Below are 17,033 nucleotides of genomic sequence, written 5' to 3' on the forward strand. Positions count from 1 at the left end.
AATCCGCGGCCGGCCGGCGGCCGCGCCTCCGCGCGGCGTCGCCGTGGTTGCCGGCGCTAGTCGCGCACGATCGCATCCAGCGATTCGAGCAGGTAGTACCCCTCGCGCTGCCCGGCCGGTTCCGCTTCCTGCCACCGCGCGCCGACCCGGGCCCGGCGCCTCGGACGCACCGCGGCGAGCGGATCGGCCTCCGACAGCCGCGTCTTGCTCGCCGCGCCGCCGCCGAAGAACAGCAGCCCGGTGAGCCGCTCGATTTCGGCGACCGGTACCTGGAACGTCTTGAAGGCGCCGAACGGCTGCTCGCCGGCCGCCTCGACGCCGTAGCGCGCCACGACTTCGCTCTGATCGAGCAGATAGGCCGTCGCGAACAGCTTGCCGCTGTCGTTCAGCGCGGCGACCACCTTCCAGAAACGCACCGGATACTGGATCTCGCCATGGCGTTCCCAGACCGGATCGTCGTCGTCGAGCACCGGCCCGGTCAGCACCTGGGCGCGGAACGCGCGGTCCTGGATCGACTCCTCGAGCAGATAGCGCTCGATGCCCTGCCACAGCGTCTTGCTCTGGTTGAAGCGCGCATGCTGCGGCGTGCAGTTGGACCAGTGGCAGGTGTCGGCGGCGGAGATCAGCGCGTCGCGCCGCGTCGCGCCGAATTCGAGGTCCTCGCGCCGCGTCAGGTGGCCGCGGTCGAACTGATTGCGCGCGTAGTAGAAGTTCGCGACCTGCGCCTGCTGGCGGATGCGCGGATCGGTGCGCCAGACGTCGGGCGGCCGCGACAGATCGAAACGGCCGCCGAAGTCGATGTTGGCCGCGCTGTAGATCGCGAAGCGGCGCTGCGCATGCATGACGACGCTGAAGTTGTGGTACTTCAGCACGAACTGGTTGGCCGGATCGAACGGATCCGCGATCAGCAGCGGCTCAGCCTGGCCGGACAGGCCCGGACCGAGCTCCGGCAACAGCACCTGCAGGCCCTCCTGGCCCGGCGCGAGAAAATCTTCCGCATAGCCGCGGCGATCGTCGTAGCGCGCGTTGAACGGCACGTCGACGGTCTGCACCGCCTGCGCCGAAGACCGCGCGGCTTCGCCGACGAGCTCGCGCACGACGCTGCCGACAGCCGGCATCGGCAGCAGACGCGCCGAGCCCGCGGTGTCGATGCCCAGGCGCACGACGACTTCGCGCGCCGCAGGAACGGCAGCGGATGCATCCATGACGGTAACTCCGGCGAAGGACGACGCTCGATTCCTGCGCTCAGTCGGCAGGTCCACCACGGCCTGGGCGACCCGACCGGCCGGCGCCTCGATGCGCGCGGTGCCCGGCGTCGCGGCGAACACCGGCTGCAGCAGCGGATGGGCGGGATCGCTGGACTTCAGCGAGTCGACGATGCGCGACACGCGTATGCCTTCGTTGGCGATCCAGCGGATGTCCTCTTCCTTGTCGCGCGAAGGATCGAAGTCTCGGCCGGAAATGGTCTGTATTCGCCCGTCGCGTTCCTCGGGCACGCCGCTGTGATGCAGCGCGACGACGAACCAGTCGTTGTTGAACACCGGCGAGCCGGACGAGCCGCCGAGCGTGTCCGTCGAATACCAGAGCACGTCGGTGTCGCGCTTGATCAGCTGGTTCTCGCGGATGCAGAGCTGTTTGCGCTCGCCGCGCGGGTGCTGGACGATCGTCAGCCATTCGCCCTCGCTGACCTTGCCCAGCGCCGCGACGAGCGGCAGACAGCCGTAGCTCGACAGCGCGGAAGGGCCGTTCTCGGCTTTCGCGCGCACGGCGACGACAGTGAAGTCGAGCTGCTCGGAGGTCCGGAACAGACGCTCCGGTTCGAGCGCGAACGTCTCGAAGCTCTGCGGATTGCCGTCGACGTCGAGCTCGTAGCCGAAATGCGCTTCGGAACGCTGCGCCTGCCGGGCATCCGGCAGCACGTGGTTGTTCGTCAGCAGCACGCCCGGCGCGATCAGGAAGCCGGTGCCCCAGCCTTCGAGCCGGCCCGAAGCGGCGCGGATGGCGACGCGCGCGACCGCCCGCGCCGCGCGTTCGCCGCGCGCGAGATAGTTGACGTCCTGCAGTTCGTTGCCGGCGATGATGCGTTCGAACGACAGCGTCGATTCGCGCGTGTCCCCGAGGCTTTCGCGCAGGAATTCGCGCCGCTCGTCGAGATGGCGGCGCGTCTCCAGTTCCGCCGGCGGCTTGTCGCGAGCGTTGTCGGCGAGGCGCCGGAGGTCGGTGGCCCCCTGGCGTTGTTTGGCTTTGGCGATCTGTTCCAGCAAGGCGTACATCGGATGCTCCTCCTGTCGGCCGGTACATCGGCGGCGACGCGGCATTCGCGCGTCCGCGGGCGATTCGTTGCCGGACGCCGTCGCGGCGCCGCCGTTCGTCGGATACGGAGCGTCGAGCGCTGCAGTTCTCGCACCTGTGCGCACGAACGTACGGCGGCCTGCACGCGGCCGGCGCAGCGCCCCTTGCAAAGCGGCGCGCCGCCGCCATCTGCCGCGCATCGATTGACTTTTCGGCAGCGCCTCGCGCAGAGTGCGCCGCCTTCGCCGGACCCCGACCATGACCCGCACCACGATGCCGCTGCTGATATTGCCGAACGACCTGCACGACCGTGCGGGCCGGGTGCGTCCGCAGGTCTGTCGAGGCAAGCGCCGGTCGGGCTGATCGCGCGTTTCCCGCAGTCATCGCAGGCACCCGCAAGGGTGCTTTTTTTTGTTCCGAATTTTCCGTCCGACCGCAAGAAACCCGAGGAGAACGTGTCGTGAATACCGCCGCGCCGGAGTCGCAAGCCTAGCCGTACGCCCTGCAGCCAACCGGGGCGTACGGCCCTTCGTCGTTGGCATTGCCTGGATACGTGTATGAACGCTCTTTCCCTTTCCCGCTGGCGCAACCTCGGCATCATCGCCCACATCGACGCCGGCAAGACCACGCTGACCGAACGCCTGTTGTGGAAGACCGGCGCCATCCATCGCATGGGCGAAGTCCATGACGGCGCGGCCACGACCGACTTCAGTCCGCTCGAACGCGAGCGCGGCATCACCATCGGCGCCGCCGCCGTGCAGGCGCAATGGACGCCGGCCGGCGGCCAGACGCATCGCCTGACCCTGATCGACACGCCGGGCCACATCGATTTCGCGATCGAAGTGGAGGGTTCGCTGCGCGTGCTCGACGGCGCCGTCGCGGTGTTCTGCGCCGTCGCCGGCGTGCAGCCGCAGTCGGAAAGCGTCTGGCGCCAGGCGCGCCGGCACGGCGTGCCGCTGATCGCGTTCGTCAACAAGATGGATCGCGTCGGCGCGGATTTCGACGCCGTCGTCGCGCAACTGCGCGAACGCCTGCAGGCGAATCCGTGGCCGCTCGGACTTCCGCTCGGCGCCGAAAGCCGGCTGCACGGCTGGGTCGATCTCGTCGGCGAACGCGTGCTGCAGTGGCGCGACGACGGCAGCGAAGCGGCGCAGCCCTGGACGGACGCTCAGGCGGCCGACTTCCGGCCGTTGCGCGAGCGCCTGATCGAAGCCGTCGCCGAGCACGACGACGCGCTGGCCGAAGCCTGGCTAGTCGGACGCCGCATCGGCACGGCCGAGCTCAAGGCCGCGCTGCGCCGTGCGACGTTGCGCGGCGCCGGCGTGCCGGTGCTCGCGGGTTCGGCGTTCCGCACGAAAGGCATGGACGGGCTGCTCGACGCGATCGTCGACTATCTGCCCTCGCCGCTGGATCGTCCCGCCGTGCAGGCCGACAGCGAATCCGGTCCGCAGTCGCTCGCGCCGGATCCGGACGGACCGCTGGCCGGCCTCGTGTTCAAGATCGTGCGCCAGGAACACGGGCCGCTGAGCTTCGTGCGCCTGTACTCGGGCACCTTGCGCGTCGGCGACACGGTGTGGGCGTCGCAGCGCGGCCGCACCGTGCGCGTCGGCCGTCTGCTCGTCATGCAGGCCGATCGCGGCCGCGAGGTCGAGCAGGCCGTCGCCGGCGAGATCATCGCCGTGGCCGGCTGGAAGGACGCGATCGGCGGCGAGACCGTCGGCGCGCCGGCGCAGCGCTTCGCGCTCGAGCGCATCGAGGCGCAGCCGGCCGTGCTGGCCTGGCGCGTCGCGGCGGCGAAGCCCGGCGACCTGATCCGGCTCAACCAGGCGCTCGCGGCGCTGGCGCAGGAAGACCCGACCTTCCGCATCGGCAGCGACGCGGAGACCGGCGAAACCCTGATCTGGGGCATGGGCGAACTGCATCTGGAGGTGAAGGTGGAACGTCTGCGCCGCGAATGGCAGCTCGACCTGCGCACCGGCGCGCCGAGCGTGGCCTACCAGGAAACGCCGCGGCGCGAGGTGCGCCGTATCGAGGGCAAGGTGTCGCAGCAGAACGGCGGCGCCGGCCAGTTCGCGCGCGTCGTCATCGACCTGCAGCCGCTGGCCGGCGGCGAGATCGAGTTCGCCGACCAGACGCGCGGCGGCGTGATTCCGCGCGCGTTCGTGCTCGCGGCCGAGAAAGGCCTGCGCGCGGCGCTCGCGGAGGGTCCGCAAGGCCATCCGGTCGTCGGCCTGCGCGCCGTGCTCGTCGATGGCGAGACGCACGTGCGCGACTCGTCGGAGCTCGCGTTCCAGCGCGCCGGCGCGGAAGCGCTGCGGCTCGCGCTCGCGCAGGCCGGCACGCAGCTGCTGGAGCCGGTCATGCAGCTGTCGGTGGAAACGCCGGCCGCCGCGCTCGGCGACGTGCTGGCCGACCTGCAGCGACGCCAGGGCCGCATCAGCGCGATCGGCGACGAAGGCGGCCGCCAGGTCGTCGCGGCGTTGGCGCCGCTCGCGCAGTTGTCGGGCTATGCCACGGCGCTGCGTTCGCTGAGCCAGGGCCGCGCCGCGGCCAGCGTGCAGTTCGCCGGCTACGAGCCGGTACGCGCCGCGTCGCGCTCGGCGCAGGCGGCGTGAGTCCGTCATCGGCGGGCCGGCGAAGCCGGCTCGCCGACCGGCCGCGATCGCATCGTGCGCAGAAGGAACCGGGCCGGCGCAACGCCGGCCCGGCATTCGCCGGCGCGAAACCGCGCCGTCCGCCGCCGTCACGGCGTCAGCACCACCTTGCGGCAATCTTCCTGCTTGTCGCTGAAGATCGCGTAGCCGCGCGCCGCCTCGGCCAGCGGCAGCCAGTGCGTGATGATCACGGTCGGATCGAGATCGCCGTTCTCGATGTGCTGCAGCAGTTCCGGCAGGAAACGCTGCACGTGGGTCTGGCCCATGCGGAAGCTCAGGCCCTTGTCGAACGCGTCGCCGAGCAGGAAGCCGTGCAGCCAGCCGGCATGGACGCCGGGAATGCTGACGATGCCCCCGCGCCGCGTCGCCGCGATGCATTGCCGCAGCACGAAGCCGCTGCCGGCCTCGATCTTCAAGGTGGCCAGCACGGTCTCGGTCGTGCTGCCCTTGGCTTCGAAACCGACCGCGTCGATCGACGCGTCGACGCCTCGGTGGCCGGTCTGCGCGATGATGGACTCGGCCGGATCGCCGACCTCGTCGAAGTCCAGCGGTACGACGCCGTAGGTCTCGCGCGCGAAATCGAGGCGGTACTGGTGGTGGTCGATCATGAAGATCTGCTCGGCGCCGCGCAGCCGCGCGCAGGCCGCGGCCATGAGCCCGACCGGACCGGCGCCGAAGATCGCGACGCGCGACCCGGGCCCGACTTCCGCGTTCAGCACAGCCTGGTAGCCGGTCGGCAGGATGTCGCTGAGGAACAGCACCTGCTCGTCGCCGAGGCTGCCGGGCACGGCGAACGGACCCACGTTGGCCTTGGGCACGCGCAGGAACTCGGCCTGCCCGCCCGGCACGCCGCCGAACAGATGGCTGTAGCCGAACAGCGCCGGCGGCGGCGTGAGCCCCTTGCGGTTCAATGCCGAGCCGGGGTTGTCGCCGCTGGCCTCGCAGCAGGCGAACTGCAGGCGCGCGCAGAAGAAGCATTGCCCGCAGGCGATCACGAACGGCACGACGACGCGATCGCCCTTGCGGACCCGCGTGACCGCGGGTCCGGCGTCCTCGACGATGCCCATGAACTCGTGGCCGAGGATGTCGCCGCTCTTCATCGCCGGGATCTTGCCGCGATACAGGTGCAGATCCGAGCCGCAGATCGCCGTCGCCGTGATGCGCAGGATGACGTCGTCGTCGTGCTGCAGCGCCGGATCGGGCACGGTCTCGACGCGCACGTCCTTCGCGCCGTGCTAGGTCAGGGCCTTCATCGCGGTCTCCTCAATGCCGTGCGCTGCCGGGCTTGGCCATTTCGGCGTGCCGCGCGGCGAGGCGCTCGCCCGGCGTGAGGTTGGCCATCGCGACGGCGAGCTTGTTCTTCCAGCCGGCGACGACGTCGGCCTCGCCCTCGAGCATCGCGTCGTAGCCGATGCGCGCGACCTCGGCCGGATCCATCTTCTTGCCGGTCCCGAGCTTGGTGTCGAGCAGGCCGGCGCGTTCGAAGAACTCGGTGTCGGTGACGCCCGGCATCAGGCACGACACCGTCACGCCGGTGTCCTTGAGCTCGTCGCGGATCGCCAGCGCGAACGAATCGACGAAGGCCTTGGTCGCGTTGTAGACGGCCTGATAGCTGCCGGGCTCGAAGCCGGCGATGGAACCGGTGATGAGGATGCGGCCTGCGCCGGCGCGGCGCATGCCGTTGCCGATCGCGTGCAGCAGCGCGACGGTGCCGCTGACGTTGGTGTCGATGACGTGCTGAATCGCGATCGGATGCTGGTCGAGGAACGCGCCGCCGAGACCGTGCCCGGCGTTGGCGAACAGCAGCGCGACCGGACGTTCGCCAACCGCATCGAGCAGCTGCCGCACGCCGGCCGGCGTCGCGAGATCGGTCTCGACGGCGATGACCTGCGCGCCGAGCGCGCGCAAGGTCTGTTCTGCGTCGGCGAGCGCGCGGTCCGCGGCGACGACGAGATCGTGGCCGTCCTGCGCGGCGAGCTTGGCGAGCTCCAGCCCTATGCCCGAAGACGCGCCCGTGACGAGCGCAAGCGAACGAGAAGTGGCCATGTGATGTCTCCTTGTGTGATGCGCCGTCGATGGGGCTGCCGGAGCAGACCGGCCGCGACGGCGCGGTGCGACGTGAGGCGAGCCGCGAAGCTCGCGCGAGCGATCACGCAGGCAGTGGCAACACGTATGCCAACGCGTGACTTTCCGGCGCGAATGAGGCGATTCCGCTCGTGCGACGCCGGCAGCACACGGTTCGCGCAGCGCCGTTCACGGGCCGACTACGGCAGGACTAGAGAATGCGAAGCGCCGGCGACGCCGCGAACGGAAGATTTCGGATGCCGATGAAAAAATTCGCCGAGATCGTTGCAATGCAACGGACCTGCGCGACCGCGCCGCGGCAGTCGCCATGGACCGACGCCGCATGAGCGCCGCGGCGGAAACGCCGGCCGCCGGCGCCGGCATCATGGCGCGCTCGGCACGGCTGCTGCGCTTCGCGTCGCGCTATCGGCACCTGGCGGGCGCGGCCGGAGAAACCGGCGCGCGCGAGGACGCCGACGCCTTCGTCGCCGACATCCAGCAGCTCGGCCCGGCCTTCATCAAGATCGGCCAGACCCTTTCGGTACGCCCGGACCTGCTGCCGCTGCGCCATCTGCAGGCACTGCAGAAGTTGCAGGACGACGTGCCCGCGGAGAATGCGGCGGCAATCCGCACGGTGATCGAGCGCGAGCTCGGCGGGCGCGTGTCGAAGGTGTTCGCGACGTTCGACGAGCGCCCGCTGGCCGCGGCGTCGCTCGCGCAGGTGCACGCGGCGACCTTGCGCGACGGCCGCGAAGTCGTCGTCAAGGTGCAGCGGCCCGGCATCGCCGAGAGCGTCGACAGCGACCTCGCCCTGCTGCGCGGCTTCGCCGACGCGGCCGACCGCTACACCGACCAGGGACGCCGCGTCCGCTTCGGCGACTGGGTCGAGGAAATGGCCGAGACCTTGTCCGAAGAGCTCGACTACCGGCTCGAGGCCGCGAACATGCGCGCGCTCGCGATCCAGCTGCAGGACTATCCGAACCTGTTCGTGCCGGCGCCGATCGACGCGCTGAGCACGCGGCGCGTGCTGACGATGCAGCGCGTGCACGGGCGCAAGATCGGCGAGCACCCCGGCCTGCAGCGGCTGGAGCATCCGCTCGCCCTGCTCGCGCGCGATCTCGTGCGCGCCTATCTCGACCAGATCTTCATGCACCGCCTCGTGCACGCCGATCCGCATCCGGGGAACCTCATGCTCTGCGGCGACCGCCTCGCGCTGATCGACGCCGGCATGGTGCTGCGGCTCGCGCCGCGCACGCGCGACGACCTGTTGTCGCTGATGCAGGCCACCGTCGAAGGCGAGAGCGAACGCGTCGCCGCCATGATCGCGCAGATGGGCGAACGTCTCGCGGTGTTCGACGAGCGCGCCTGGCAGCGCCGCTGCAACCGGCTGGTGCTGCGCTATTGCAGCCAGTCCGTGCACGACGACCTCGGCGCCGGCGAGCTGCTGCTCGCGCTCGCGCGGCAGAGCGTGGAATCCGGATTGCGGCCGCCGCCCGAGCTCGCCGCGCTCGGGCGCACCCTGCTCGCGCTCGAAGGTTCGGCCAAGCGCCTCGATCCGGCGCTGCGGCCGAATGTCGTCGTGCGTGAGCGGCTGGACGATCTGCTGCGGCACCGGCTCGGCGAGGAGTTCTCGCGCAAGCGGCTGCGCAGCCGGCTGCTCGAGCTCGCCGAATTCGGCGCCCGGCTGCCGCAGCAGCTGCGCGACGCGCTGGAGCCGATCGCGCAGAACCGGCTGCGCGTGCGCATCTCCGGACTCGGCGAGGCGCGCCTGCTGGAAAACCTGCAGAAGATCGCCAACCGCATCAGCGCCGGCCTGATCTCGGCCGGCCTCGTCGTCGCCGCCGCGCTGACCCTGCGCATCGAAGCCGGGCCGCGCCTGCTCGGCTATCCGGCGCTCGCACTGACCCTGTTCCTGACCGCATTCGGCCTCGGCGCGGCGCTCGTCGTCAGCGCGCTGCGTTCCGACCGGCGCAAATGAGGGGCGGCCGCATCGGATCAGGCGTCGGCGTTCCACTGCGGCCGGTCCACCCGGCCGCCGGCGCCTTCGCAGGACTGCGCGACGGCGCCGATGAAAGCGCCGTTTGCGCCGGCCGCATCGACCGCCACGTCGCGCGTCGTGGCATCCAGCGGCAACACTACGGAAAAGACCGTGCCGTGCTCGGCGTCGGAGCTCACGCTGACGTCGCCGCCGTGGCCGCGCGCGATCTCGCGCACGATGAACAGGCCGAGGCCCAGATGCGGCCCGGACTTGGCCGTCGAGCCGCGCGCGGCCGGCGAGAACAGGCCCGCGCGCTCGGCTTCCGGAATCACCGGTCCGCGGTTGTGGACCGACAGCACGACGCTATCCTGGTCTTCGCGCAGCGCGATGCGCACGACGCCGGACGGATCGCCGTGGACCGCCGCGTTGCGCAGCAGATTGGACACGAGCTGGCCGAGGCGCGCCTTGTCCCAGTTGCCGACGTGCGGGCCGGCGGCCTCGAGCGCGAAGCGGTGCGCCGGAAACTCCGCGGTCACTTCCGATACGAGCTCCGCCGCGAGCGCGGTCAGGTCCATGCGGACGGGCTGCACGTTCATCGGACCGCGCAGGCCCGACGCGGCCACGCTCATGAGGTCGTCGACCATCGGTACCATGCGCGCGAGCGAGCGGCGCAGCTGGCCCAGGGTCTCGTCCTCGCCGACGGACGGATGCCGGTAGGCCAGGATATGCGAGGCCATCGACGCAGTCTGCAGCGGACCGCGCAGATCGTGCGCGACGATGCCCATGACCAGCGCGCGGTCGCGCTCGGCGGCCTGTGCGAACGCGAGCACCGCGTCGGCGGTGATGCGGTCGAGCGATTCGTTGAACATCAGCAGGTCGTCGAACGCGCCGGCGCTGCGCACGAAGCCCGCGCCGGCCCAGAGCCGCAGAACGACCGCGCGCAGCGCGCGGAATTCGGAGATCAGCGCCACCAGCGACAGCCCGGCGGCGTGCCGCTGCAGGCCGTGCTCGGAACCGCCGGCGCCGCGCGCGTCGGGGCGCTCCGCCGGCACGGCGGCGAACGGTTGCGGCGGCGAGCGCATGTCGTCGACGACGGCGTCGAGCAGATGCCCCGCATGCTCGCGCAACTCCGCCGCGGAGACCCGACCGTCCAGCGACGGCAGCATTTCGGCGAATTGCTGCCACGTGTCGACGATGCGGTCGTGGTTTCTTGCAATGAACTCTGCCAGACGCACGGACCAGCCTCCTCGCGTGTCGTTATGTCGTGATCCCGCGACTGCCCATCAAACCCAACACGCGAAACGACGTCAACGGGACTGATGGTTCTCCCGGATGCCGCCGCCGGATCGCCGACGCCGGCAGCGGTCGCAGCAAACCCGCCGGCGTCGACGATCGATGAATTTTTTACACACGTGACGGCATAAGTTTCCGTGCCGCGGCGAAACCGCTGCGGACACGGTATTCAGGAATGTCCTTTCCCCGCGCCGGCATGCCGGAAACGTCGCGGCCTTCCGGGACTGTAAGTCCGGTCCGAACGGAACGATACCGCAAGAAACGTGCCCGCCGCGCCCGCGGCGCCGTTCAGGATCTGCGCAGAGACGGCAGCGCGGTCGCCGACGCGCGCAAACGCCTCAGTCCGCCTTCCTGCGGACCACGCTGATCGTGCCGTCGACTTCGAGGAATGCGCGATGCACCTCGTCGCGGTCGAGGATGCCCTCGGCGCGCAGGGCCTGTTCGAGATCGGACTCGGGCACGTTGTTGCGCCGCAGGGCGTCGCCGAGCAGGCGGCCGTCGCGGACGAGCACGACGGCCTCGCCCTCGATGAGCTTGTCGACCGCCTTGAAGCGCGTCGTCAGGAAGCCGACGAGGTAGTTCAGCGTGATAAGGGTCGCCGAGGCGACCAGCGCGCCGACGACCGACTCGTCGCCGCCGGTCAGCGCGCCCTGGGTCGATTCGCCGATCAGGATCACGACGACGAGATCGAACGGCGTGAACTCGCCGACGGTGCGTTTCCCCGACATGCGCACGAGCACCATGATGGCGACGTAGACCAGCGCGGCGCGCGCGACGAATTCCCAGGCGCTCAGTTCGGTCGAAAACACGGGCTTCTCCTTACGGTGTCGTGAAGGCCGTCCGCCGGCGCGCGCGTCCGTCAGAACCACTTGCGGTAACGCGCCACGGCGATCGACGCGGCGGCCAGCACCGCCATCGCCGCGACGGCGGTCCAGAAGCCGGTCGCCTGCGTCTTGAAGAACGGCGCATCGAAATTCATGCCAAGGATGCCGGCTAGAACGGCCAAGGTGCCCACGACGACGGCGATGAACGACAGCAGGCGCATCGAGGTGTTGGTCTGCAGCGCGACCTGGCTGCTGAACAGCTCGAAGCTGCCGACGACGAGGTCGCGCGTGTTTTCGACCATGTCCATCGCACGTTCGTAGCGCGTGTCGAGCGCGGCGAAATGCGCGTTCGCCCGGTCGCTTTCGCTGGGCCGGAAGTCCGGCCGCGACAGCGCGGAAAACACCGCGCGATGCGGCGCGAGCATGCGCCGCAGCCGCGACGCGGCCTTGCGCAGCCGGCGCAGCTCCGGCAGCGAATCGCGCTTGCGCTCGTCGAGGATGCCGACTTCGAGACGTTCGACCGCGATCTCGAAATCGGCGACCGCGCCGAAATAGGTCGTCAGATGCCAGTCCAGCAGCGCCGCGACGAAACTCTCGGCACTAAGGCCGCCGATGTCCGAGCCGGCCGCCTCGCGCTCCAGCAAGGTATCCAGGAACGGAATCGGCTCGTCGTGCAGGCTCACGACGGCGTTGCGCATGGCCACGAGCGTCAGCACCTGACCGTTCAGTGCGAGTCCGTCGTTGCCGCTGACCGCCACGACGCGCACCCAGAAGAAATCGCCGGACTTGCCGAGAAGCGGCGTCGTCGCCGTCGAGCGGGCTTCCTGCTCGGCCGCGCCGGGAAGCGCGAGCGCGGCCCAGACCTCGTCCACGGTCGCCGGATCGGGACGGGTCAGATCGACCCAGAGCAGATGGCGGTCCTGCAGTTGCAGCTGCGCGAGATCGCCGCACCTGACGCTGCGGTCTTGGCCGCGTGCGTCGAACAGCCGCGCACGGCAGCTGGTGTCCAGCGGGTTCGCGGTTTCGCGCTCAGTCATGGCGGGCTCCGTCGCCGTCGTCTGCGGCGCGGCACGCTACGACCGCCGGGGTGATCCACGCGTCAACGCGCCGGCGGCCCGCGTTGTCCACTTGTGCGACGCGCGGAAACTCCGACGCACCGGCGCCGCCGTGCAATTCGCGGGACGTCCCGGCGGCGACAGGCGTTTTGCGACGGAAACCGTTGCCGGCACCGGCCGGCCGTCGTCGAAAACGTCGTGAAGAATGTGCCTGCCGCCGCGTTGTCGCCGCGACTGTCGCTTGGCACGTGGGTTGCCCTGCCTACGGCATCGTTACCGGACGACGGAGGCGCGGCATGATTTCACACGTCGATCTGCGTCTGCCGCCGTCGCGCACCAGCGACGGTCGTGCGACCGCGGCGCAGCCCGACGCCGCCGACGTCGCGCTGTCGTGGACCGACGCCGCCGCGGCGTTCTATCGCGCCGATCCGCTGACGCTCGCCGCGTCGATCGCGTTCTACGCGGCGCTGTCGTTCGCGCCCGTAGTCGTGCTGAGCCTTTCGATCGCTGCACAGTTCTGGCCCGGTTCGGAGCTGCGGCTGGTCGCGCAGCTCGACAGCTTGCTCGGCACGCAGGTCGGCGACGTCGCGCGGCTCGTCGTCGACAGCAGCCGCGACCGGCGCTTCGCGTTCGATGCGTCGGAATTCGTCAGCGTCGGCGCGCTGCTCGTGTCGGCATCGACGGCGTTCGCGCAGTTCCAGGATGCGATCAACCGCATCTGGCTGGTCGAGGCGCCGTCCCACGGCAGCGCGCTACGGTCGTGGCTGCGCCGCCGCCTGCTGTCGTTCGGCATGATCGCCGTGATCGGCTTCTTCCTCGTCGTCACGCTCGTCGTGAGCACGTTGCTCAGCGCTGCGCTGACGCGGCAGGGCTGGGCCTGGGTCGCCGTCAACGAGGCCGTCACGCTCGCGACGTTCACGCTCGCGTTCGCGGCGCTGTTCCGCTTCGTGCCCGACAGCCGGCCGCGCTGGCGGCCGCTCGCGGCCGGCGCGTTCGTCACGGCCGTGCTGTTCGATCTCGGCAAATGGGCGCTCGGCGCCTATCTCGCGAGCAGCGGCCAGGCCGACGCCTACGGCGCCTCCGGCTCCGTCGTGCTGCTGCTCGTCTGGGTCTATTACAGCTCGCTGATCGTTCTGGTCGGCGCCGGCTTCACGCACTGGGCAGCGAACCGATGACGCGGCAGGCCGCGACGCCGGATGCCGCGAACCGTCTCCACCCGACAGGAAACGCCGTGGATTCCGACCTCATTCCGGCCGATCTCCGCGGCCTGGCCCCGGGCAAGGCCGTGCGCCGTGTCAGCCTGCTGCGCCATGCGGAGAAGGAAGGCCGCGAACAGCCGACACGGCTGTCGAGCACCGGACGCCTGCGCGCGTTCGCATTGCCGTATCTGCTGCAGGATCTGTCGCGGCGCGACGGCTGGCCCTGGGCGCCGGACTGCCTGATCGCCGCGCGCGACACTTCGCGCAGCCAGCGTCCGTCGCTGACCCTGGTCCATCTCGCGCACCGGCTGGGACTGCCCGTGCATCAGTGCCGCACGCCGGGCGAAGCCGTCACGCGGCTGTTCGGGCCGGATCCGCCGCCGGACTGGCGCCACGCCGTCGTCGTCTGGCGGCACACGCGCCTGCTCGCCGTCGCGCGCGCGCTCGGCGCGCCGCCCGACGCGCTGCCGGACCAGTGGCCCGCCGAGCTGTACGACCGCATCGTGCTGCTCGACTACGACGCGCGCGGCCGGCTCGTGCGCGTGCGCTGCCTGCTCGCCGACGACGAGCTGGAGCTGGCCGGACCGGAACAGTCCACGGTCATCGACTGCAGCGCCGAACAGCGCGTCGCCAGCGGACCGTCGCCGCCGCGTTGACCGGCGCATCTGGGCGGGAATCGGAGACGCCGACCGGATCGTCGCCTAGCCGTCCACCGTCGTCGTCGCGCGGAACTGCCGCGGGCTCGCACCGACGGCCTTGCGCATGAGCCGCCGCAGCGCCGTCGCATCGCGATAGCCGACTTCGGCGGCGATCTGCTCGATCGTCATGCGGCTGTTCTCCAGCAACGCGCGCGCGCGCCGCAGCTTCACGCTGCGCACGAGGCCGCTCGTGCTCTTGCCGGTCGCGCGCCGCACGTGCCGGCCGAGCGTCTTTTCCGACACGCAGAGCTCGCGCGCGAGCTGCGAGATCGGCGGAATGCCCGGCAGGGATTTTTCGAGCCTCGCCGTGAGCTGCGCGACGAGCGCATGGCCGCTGGCCAGCACCTCGGGCACGACGAACGGCGACTGCGACTGGCGATGCTCGAGCAGCAGCATTCGCGCGACGGTCTCGCTGAGCACCGGCCCGCAGCGCTCGCGCAGCAGATGCAGCATCAGGTCCGCATGGGCGAAGGCCGCGCCGGCCGTGGTCACCGGCCCGTCGGCGCAGACCATGCGCGCCGCATCGACCGTGCAGGTCGGCGCGAGCCGCGCGAGCGCCGGCGCCAGCCACCAGGTCGTCGTCGCGCGGCGCCCGGCCAGCAGGCCGGCCGCCTGCAGCACGAACACCGCCGAACACGACGCGGCGAGCTGGCCGCCGCGCTGTACCTGGGCCTGCAGTCGTCGCGCAATGGCGCGGCCCTCGGGCAGGGCCATGCGCGCGACGATGACGTCGGGATCCGCACCGAGGCCCGGAATCACGCAGACGGAACGCGTGGACTGACGGCGCGGCGGCAGCGCGCGAGTGTCCACGCTGATGCCGTCGCGCAGCGGCACGCGGCCGCCGGCCAGCGAATACAGGCCCCAGGTCGGCACGGCGATGCCGATCCGGGCCGCGACCTGTGCGGCTGCGTCGAGGATGTCGCGGCTCATCGCGACACTGCTCGGATAGGCGCCGTCGATGACGAGGACCTCGAAATCCCTCATGTCCATTCCAGCTCGAAAGACGTCCCATTGGACACTGGGCCGACGGTGTTGTCGAGGCTGTAATGGCGGCTCCGCAGGTTCCCTGCGCATCGTCCGCGACGAGGTGGCCATGCCGACCCAAGCGACCCTGCTGCTGTTCTGCGCCGCCGTGCTCGGGCTGCTGCTGTCGCCGGGCCCGAACATGGCGCTCGTGATTTCGCAGAGCCTCGCCGGCGGCGTCGGCGGCGGACTGGCGTCGGCCGCCGGCATCTGCGTCGCCGATCTGCTGATGACCGCGCTGGTCTGCGCCGGCGTCGCCGGCCTCGCCGCGGCGTGGCCGCCCTCGTTCGACCTGCTGCGCTATGCGGGCGCGGTCTATCTGGCCGGACTCGCGCTGGCCGGGCTGCGCCGGCGCGGCGCACCGCGGTTCGAGCGAGCCGCGACGCAGCCGCTGCCGCGCCTGTTTCGCAGTGCCGTGATCGTCAGCCTGCTCAATCCGAAGGCGCTGCTGTTCTTCCTCGTGTTCCTGCCGCAGTTCGCCGATCCGCGGCGCGGCGGCGTCACGGCGCAGCTCGCGCTGTTCGGCCTGCTGCTGTCGGCGATCGCGCTGCTGTTCCACGCGCTGCTCGGCCTCGCCAGCGGGCGGGTCGCCGCAGTGCTGCGCCGCCGCGACGCGGCGTCGCTGCGCTGGCTCGACCGTCTGCAGGCCGGCGTGCTGATCGGACTCGCCTTGCGGCTGCTCCTGCTGGACAGGCCGGCACACGCATGACCACCATCGGAGAGACCATGCACACCTCGCAGCCCGTTCCGCAGGACGACGATCTCGCCGACTTCCACGCCCGCGCCGTCGCCCTCGACGGCGTGACCAGGCGTGTATTCGTATCGGGTTCCGGTCCCGCCGTCGTCGTGCTCGCCGAGATGCCCGGCATCAGTCCGCACGTCGCGCGCTTCGCGCGCTGGGTGCGCCACGGCGGATTCACCGTCTACCTGCCGTCGCTGTTCGGCACGGACGGCGCCGTGCCGCAGGCCGAAGCCGGCCTGGCCGTGCTGCGCCGCGCCTGCATCAGCGCCGAGTTCCATGCCCTCGCCGGCAAGGGCGCGAGCCCCGTCACGGCCTGGCTGCGCGCGCTCGCGCGGCTCGCGATGCAGGAATGCGGCGGACCCGGCGTCGGTGCGGTCGGCATGTGCTTCACCGGAAATTTCGCGTTGTCGATGATGCTCGAGCCGGCCATGCTCGCGCCGGTGCTCGCGCAGCCGTCGCTGCCGCTGGACGATCCGGCCGCGCTCGAGAGCGACGCGGCGGAACTTGCGGCGATCCGCGCGCGGCTCGAGCGCGACGAGCTCACGGTGCTCGCGTATCGCTTCGAAGGCGACCGGCACTGCCGAGCCGAGCGCTTCGCGGCCTACCGCGCCGCGCTCGGCGAACGCTTCGTGGGCCGCGTGCTGCCCGACTCCGCGGCGAATCCCGATCCGCCGCCGTTCTTCCGCGACGTCGTCGCGAGTCCGCACAGCGTGTTCACCGCGCACCTCGTCGACGCGGCCGGCGAGCCGACCGTACAGGCGCGCGACGAGGTGCTCGCATTCCTGCGCCGGCGTCTCTATGCGACGCCGCCGCTGTTCGCTGCGGAAACCGTCCTGTGAATGTCGGCTTCGTCGGCCTCGGCCACATGGGGCAGCCGATGGCGGGCAACCTGCTGCAGGCGGGCGTCGCGCTGACGGTGTGGAACCGCACGCCGGAAAAAACCGCCGCGCTCGTGCAGCGCGGCGCACGGTGCGCCGATTCGGTCGACGCGCTGTTCGCGCAGTGCGATCTCGTGTTCGTCATGCTGTTGAACGACGCAGCCGTCGACGCGGTGCTCGGCCGCGGTACGCCGGCGTTCGCGGCACGCGTCGGCGGCACGATCGTCGTGCCGCTCGGCACGACCTCGCCCGAGTACTCCGCCGCGCTCGCCGCCGACGTGCGCGCGGCCGGCGGCGCCTACGTCGAAGCGCCCGTATCCGGCTCGCGCGTGC

14 protein-coding genes are annotated in these 17,033 nt (G+C 71.0%); 7 read left to right on the forward strand and 7 right to left on the reverse strand.

Annotated elements, in window-relative coordinates; translation table 11 throughout:
- Nucleotides 1-56: 56 nt before the first annotated feature.
- Nucleotides 57-2,273 carry a DNA/RNA non-specific endonuclease gene (locus tag NON22_RS09340; protein WP_257386662.1) on the reverse strand — a complete coding sequence of 739 codons (2,217 nt, stop codon included), beginning with the start codon at nucleotides 2,271-2,273 and terminating at the stop codon, nucleotides 57-59.
- Between the two features lie 576 nt (nucleotides 2,274-2,849).
- Here NON22_RS09340 and fusA point away from each other — a divergent pair.
- Nucleotides 2,850-4,907 carry an elongation factor G gene (gene fusA / locus NON22_RS09345; RefSeq protein ID WP_257386663.1) on the forward strand — a complete coding sequence of 686 codons (2,058 nt, stop codon included), beginning with the start codon at nucleotides 2,850-2,852 and terminating at the stop codon, nucleotides 4,905-4,907.
- Between the two features lie 128 nt (nucleotides 4,908-5,035).
- Here fusA and NON22_RS09350 read toward each other — a convergent pair whose 3' ends face one another.
- Both NON22_RS09350 and NON22_RS09355 read right to left on the reverse strand, forming a co-directional pair.
- Nucleotides 5,036-6,166, reverse strand: a complete 1,131-nt coding sequence (locus NON22_RS09350) for a zinc-dependent alcohol dehydrogenase (RefSeq protein ID WP_257386664.1) — start codon at nucleotides 6,164-6,166, stop codon at nucleotides 5,036-5,038.
- Nucleotides 6,167-6,209: 43 nt separating this feature from the next.
- Complete coding sequence (locus NON22_RS09355; protein ID WP_257386665.1) at nucleotides 6,210-6,992, reverse strand: SDR family NAD(P)-dependent oxidoreductase; 783 nt, start codon at nucleotides 6,990-6,992, stop codon at nucleotides 6,210-6,212.
- A 346-nt stretch (nucleotides 6,993-7,338) separates the two neighbouring features.
- Between NON22_RS09355 and NON22_RS09360 the strand changes: the two genes are divergently transcribed.
- A complete protein-coding gene (locus NON22_RS09360; RefSeq protein ID WP_257386666.1) occupies nucleotides 7,339-8,988 on the forward strand; it encodes an ABC1 kinase family protein in 1,650 nt (549 codons plus the stop codon).
- Between the two features lie 17 nt (nucleotides 8,989-9,005).
- Here NON22_RS09360 and NON22_RS09365 read toward each other — a convergent pair whose 3' ends face one another.
- The 3 genes from NON22_RS09365 to NON22_RS09375 form a co-directional block, all read right to left on the reverse strand.
- Nucleotides 9,006-10,223, reverse strand: coding sequence for a sensor histidine kinase (locus NON22_RS09365; RefSeq protein ID WP_257386667.1), 1,218 nt, complete (start codon nucleotides 10,221-10,223; stop codon nucleotides 9,006-9,008).
- A 396-nt stretch (nucleotides 10,224-10,619) separates the two neighbouring features.
- Nucleotides 10,620-11,090, reverse strand: coding sequence for a DUF421 domain-containing protein (locus NON22_RS09370; RefSeq protein ID WP_257386668.1), 471 nt, complete (start codon nucleotides 11,088-11,090; stop codon nucleotides 10,620-10,622).
- Between the two features lie 50 nt (nucleotides 11,091-11,140).
- On the reverse strand, nucleotides 11,141-12,142 hold the full coding sequence (locus NON22_RS09375) for a magnesium transporter CorA family protein (protein WP_257386669.1): 1,002 nt from the start codon (nucleotides 12,140-12,142) through the stop codon (nucleotides 11,141-11,143).
- Between the two features lie 314 nt (nucleotides 12,143-12,456).
- Between NON22_RS09375 and NON22_RS09380 the strand changes: the two genes are divergently transcribed.
- Together NON22_RS09380 and NON22_RS09385 are read left to right on the forward strand one after the other, a co-directional pair.
- Nucleotides 12,457-13,335, forward strand: coding sequence for a YihY/virulence factor BrkB family protein (locus NON22_RS09380; protein WP_257386670.1), 879 nt, complete (start codon nucleotides 12,457-12,459; stop codon nucleotides 13,333-13,335).
- A gap of 56 nt (nucleotides 13,336-13,391) precedes the next feature.
- A complete protein-coding gene (locus NON22_RS09385; RefSeq protein ID WP_257386671.1) occupies nucleotides 13,392-14,015 on the forward strand; it encodes a hypothetical protein in 624 nt (207 codons plus the stop codon).
- Between the two features lie 45 nt (nucleotides 14,016-14,060).
- Here the strand turns inward: NON22_RS09385 and NON22_RS09390 are convergent, their stop codons facing one another.
- Nucleotides 14,061-15,041: a GlxA family transcriptional regulator gene (locus NON22_RS09390; RefSeq protein ID WP_257386672.1), complete on the reverse strand. Its 981-nt coding sequence runs from the start codon at nucleotides 15,039-15,041 to the stop codon at nucleotides 14,061-14,063.
- Between the two features lie 109 nt (nucleotides 15,042-15,150).
- On the opposite strand from NON22_RS09390, the gene NON22_RS09395 reads away from it, so the two are divergent.
- The 3 genes from NON22_RS09395 to NON22_RS09405 all read left to right on the forward strand — a co-directional run.
- Complete coding sequence (locus tag NON22_RS09395; RefSeq protein ID WP_257386673.1) at nucleotides 15,151-15,789, forward strand: LysE family translocator; 639 nt, start codon at nucleotides 15,151-15,153, stop codon at nucleotides 15,787-15,789.
- Nucleotides 15,786-16,661: a dienelactone hydrolase family protein gene (locus tag NON22_RS09400; RefSeq protein ID WP_257386674.1), complete on the forward strand. Its 876-nt coding sequence runs from the start codon at nucleotides 15,786-15,788 to the stop codon at nucleotides 16,659-16,661. The genes NON22_RS09395 and NON22_RS09400 overlap by 4 nt, the downstream gene beginning before the upstream one ends.
- Nucleotides 16,658-17,033 (forward strand): NAD(P)-dependent oxidoreductase (locus NON22_RS09405; protein WP_257386675.1); only part of this gene is annotated, 376 nt, incomplete at its 3' end. The genes NON22_RS09400 and NON22_RS09405, both read left to right, overlap by 4 nt.

It is taken from the genome of Tahibacter caeni, assembly GCF_024609805.1.
Lineage (GTDB): Bacteria > Pseudomonadota > Gammaproteobacteria > Xanthomonadales > Rhodanobacteraceae > Tahibacter > Tahibacter caeni.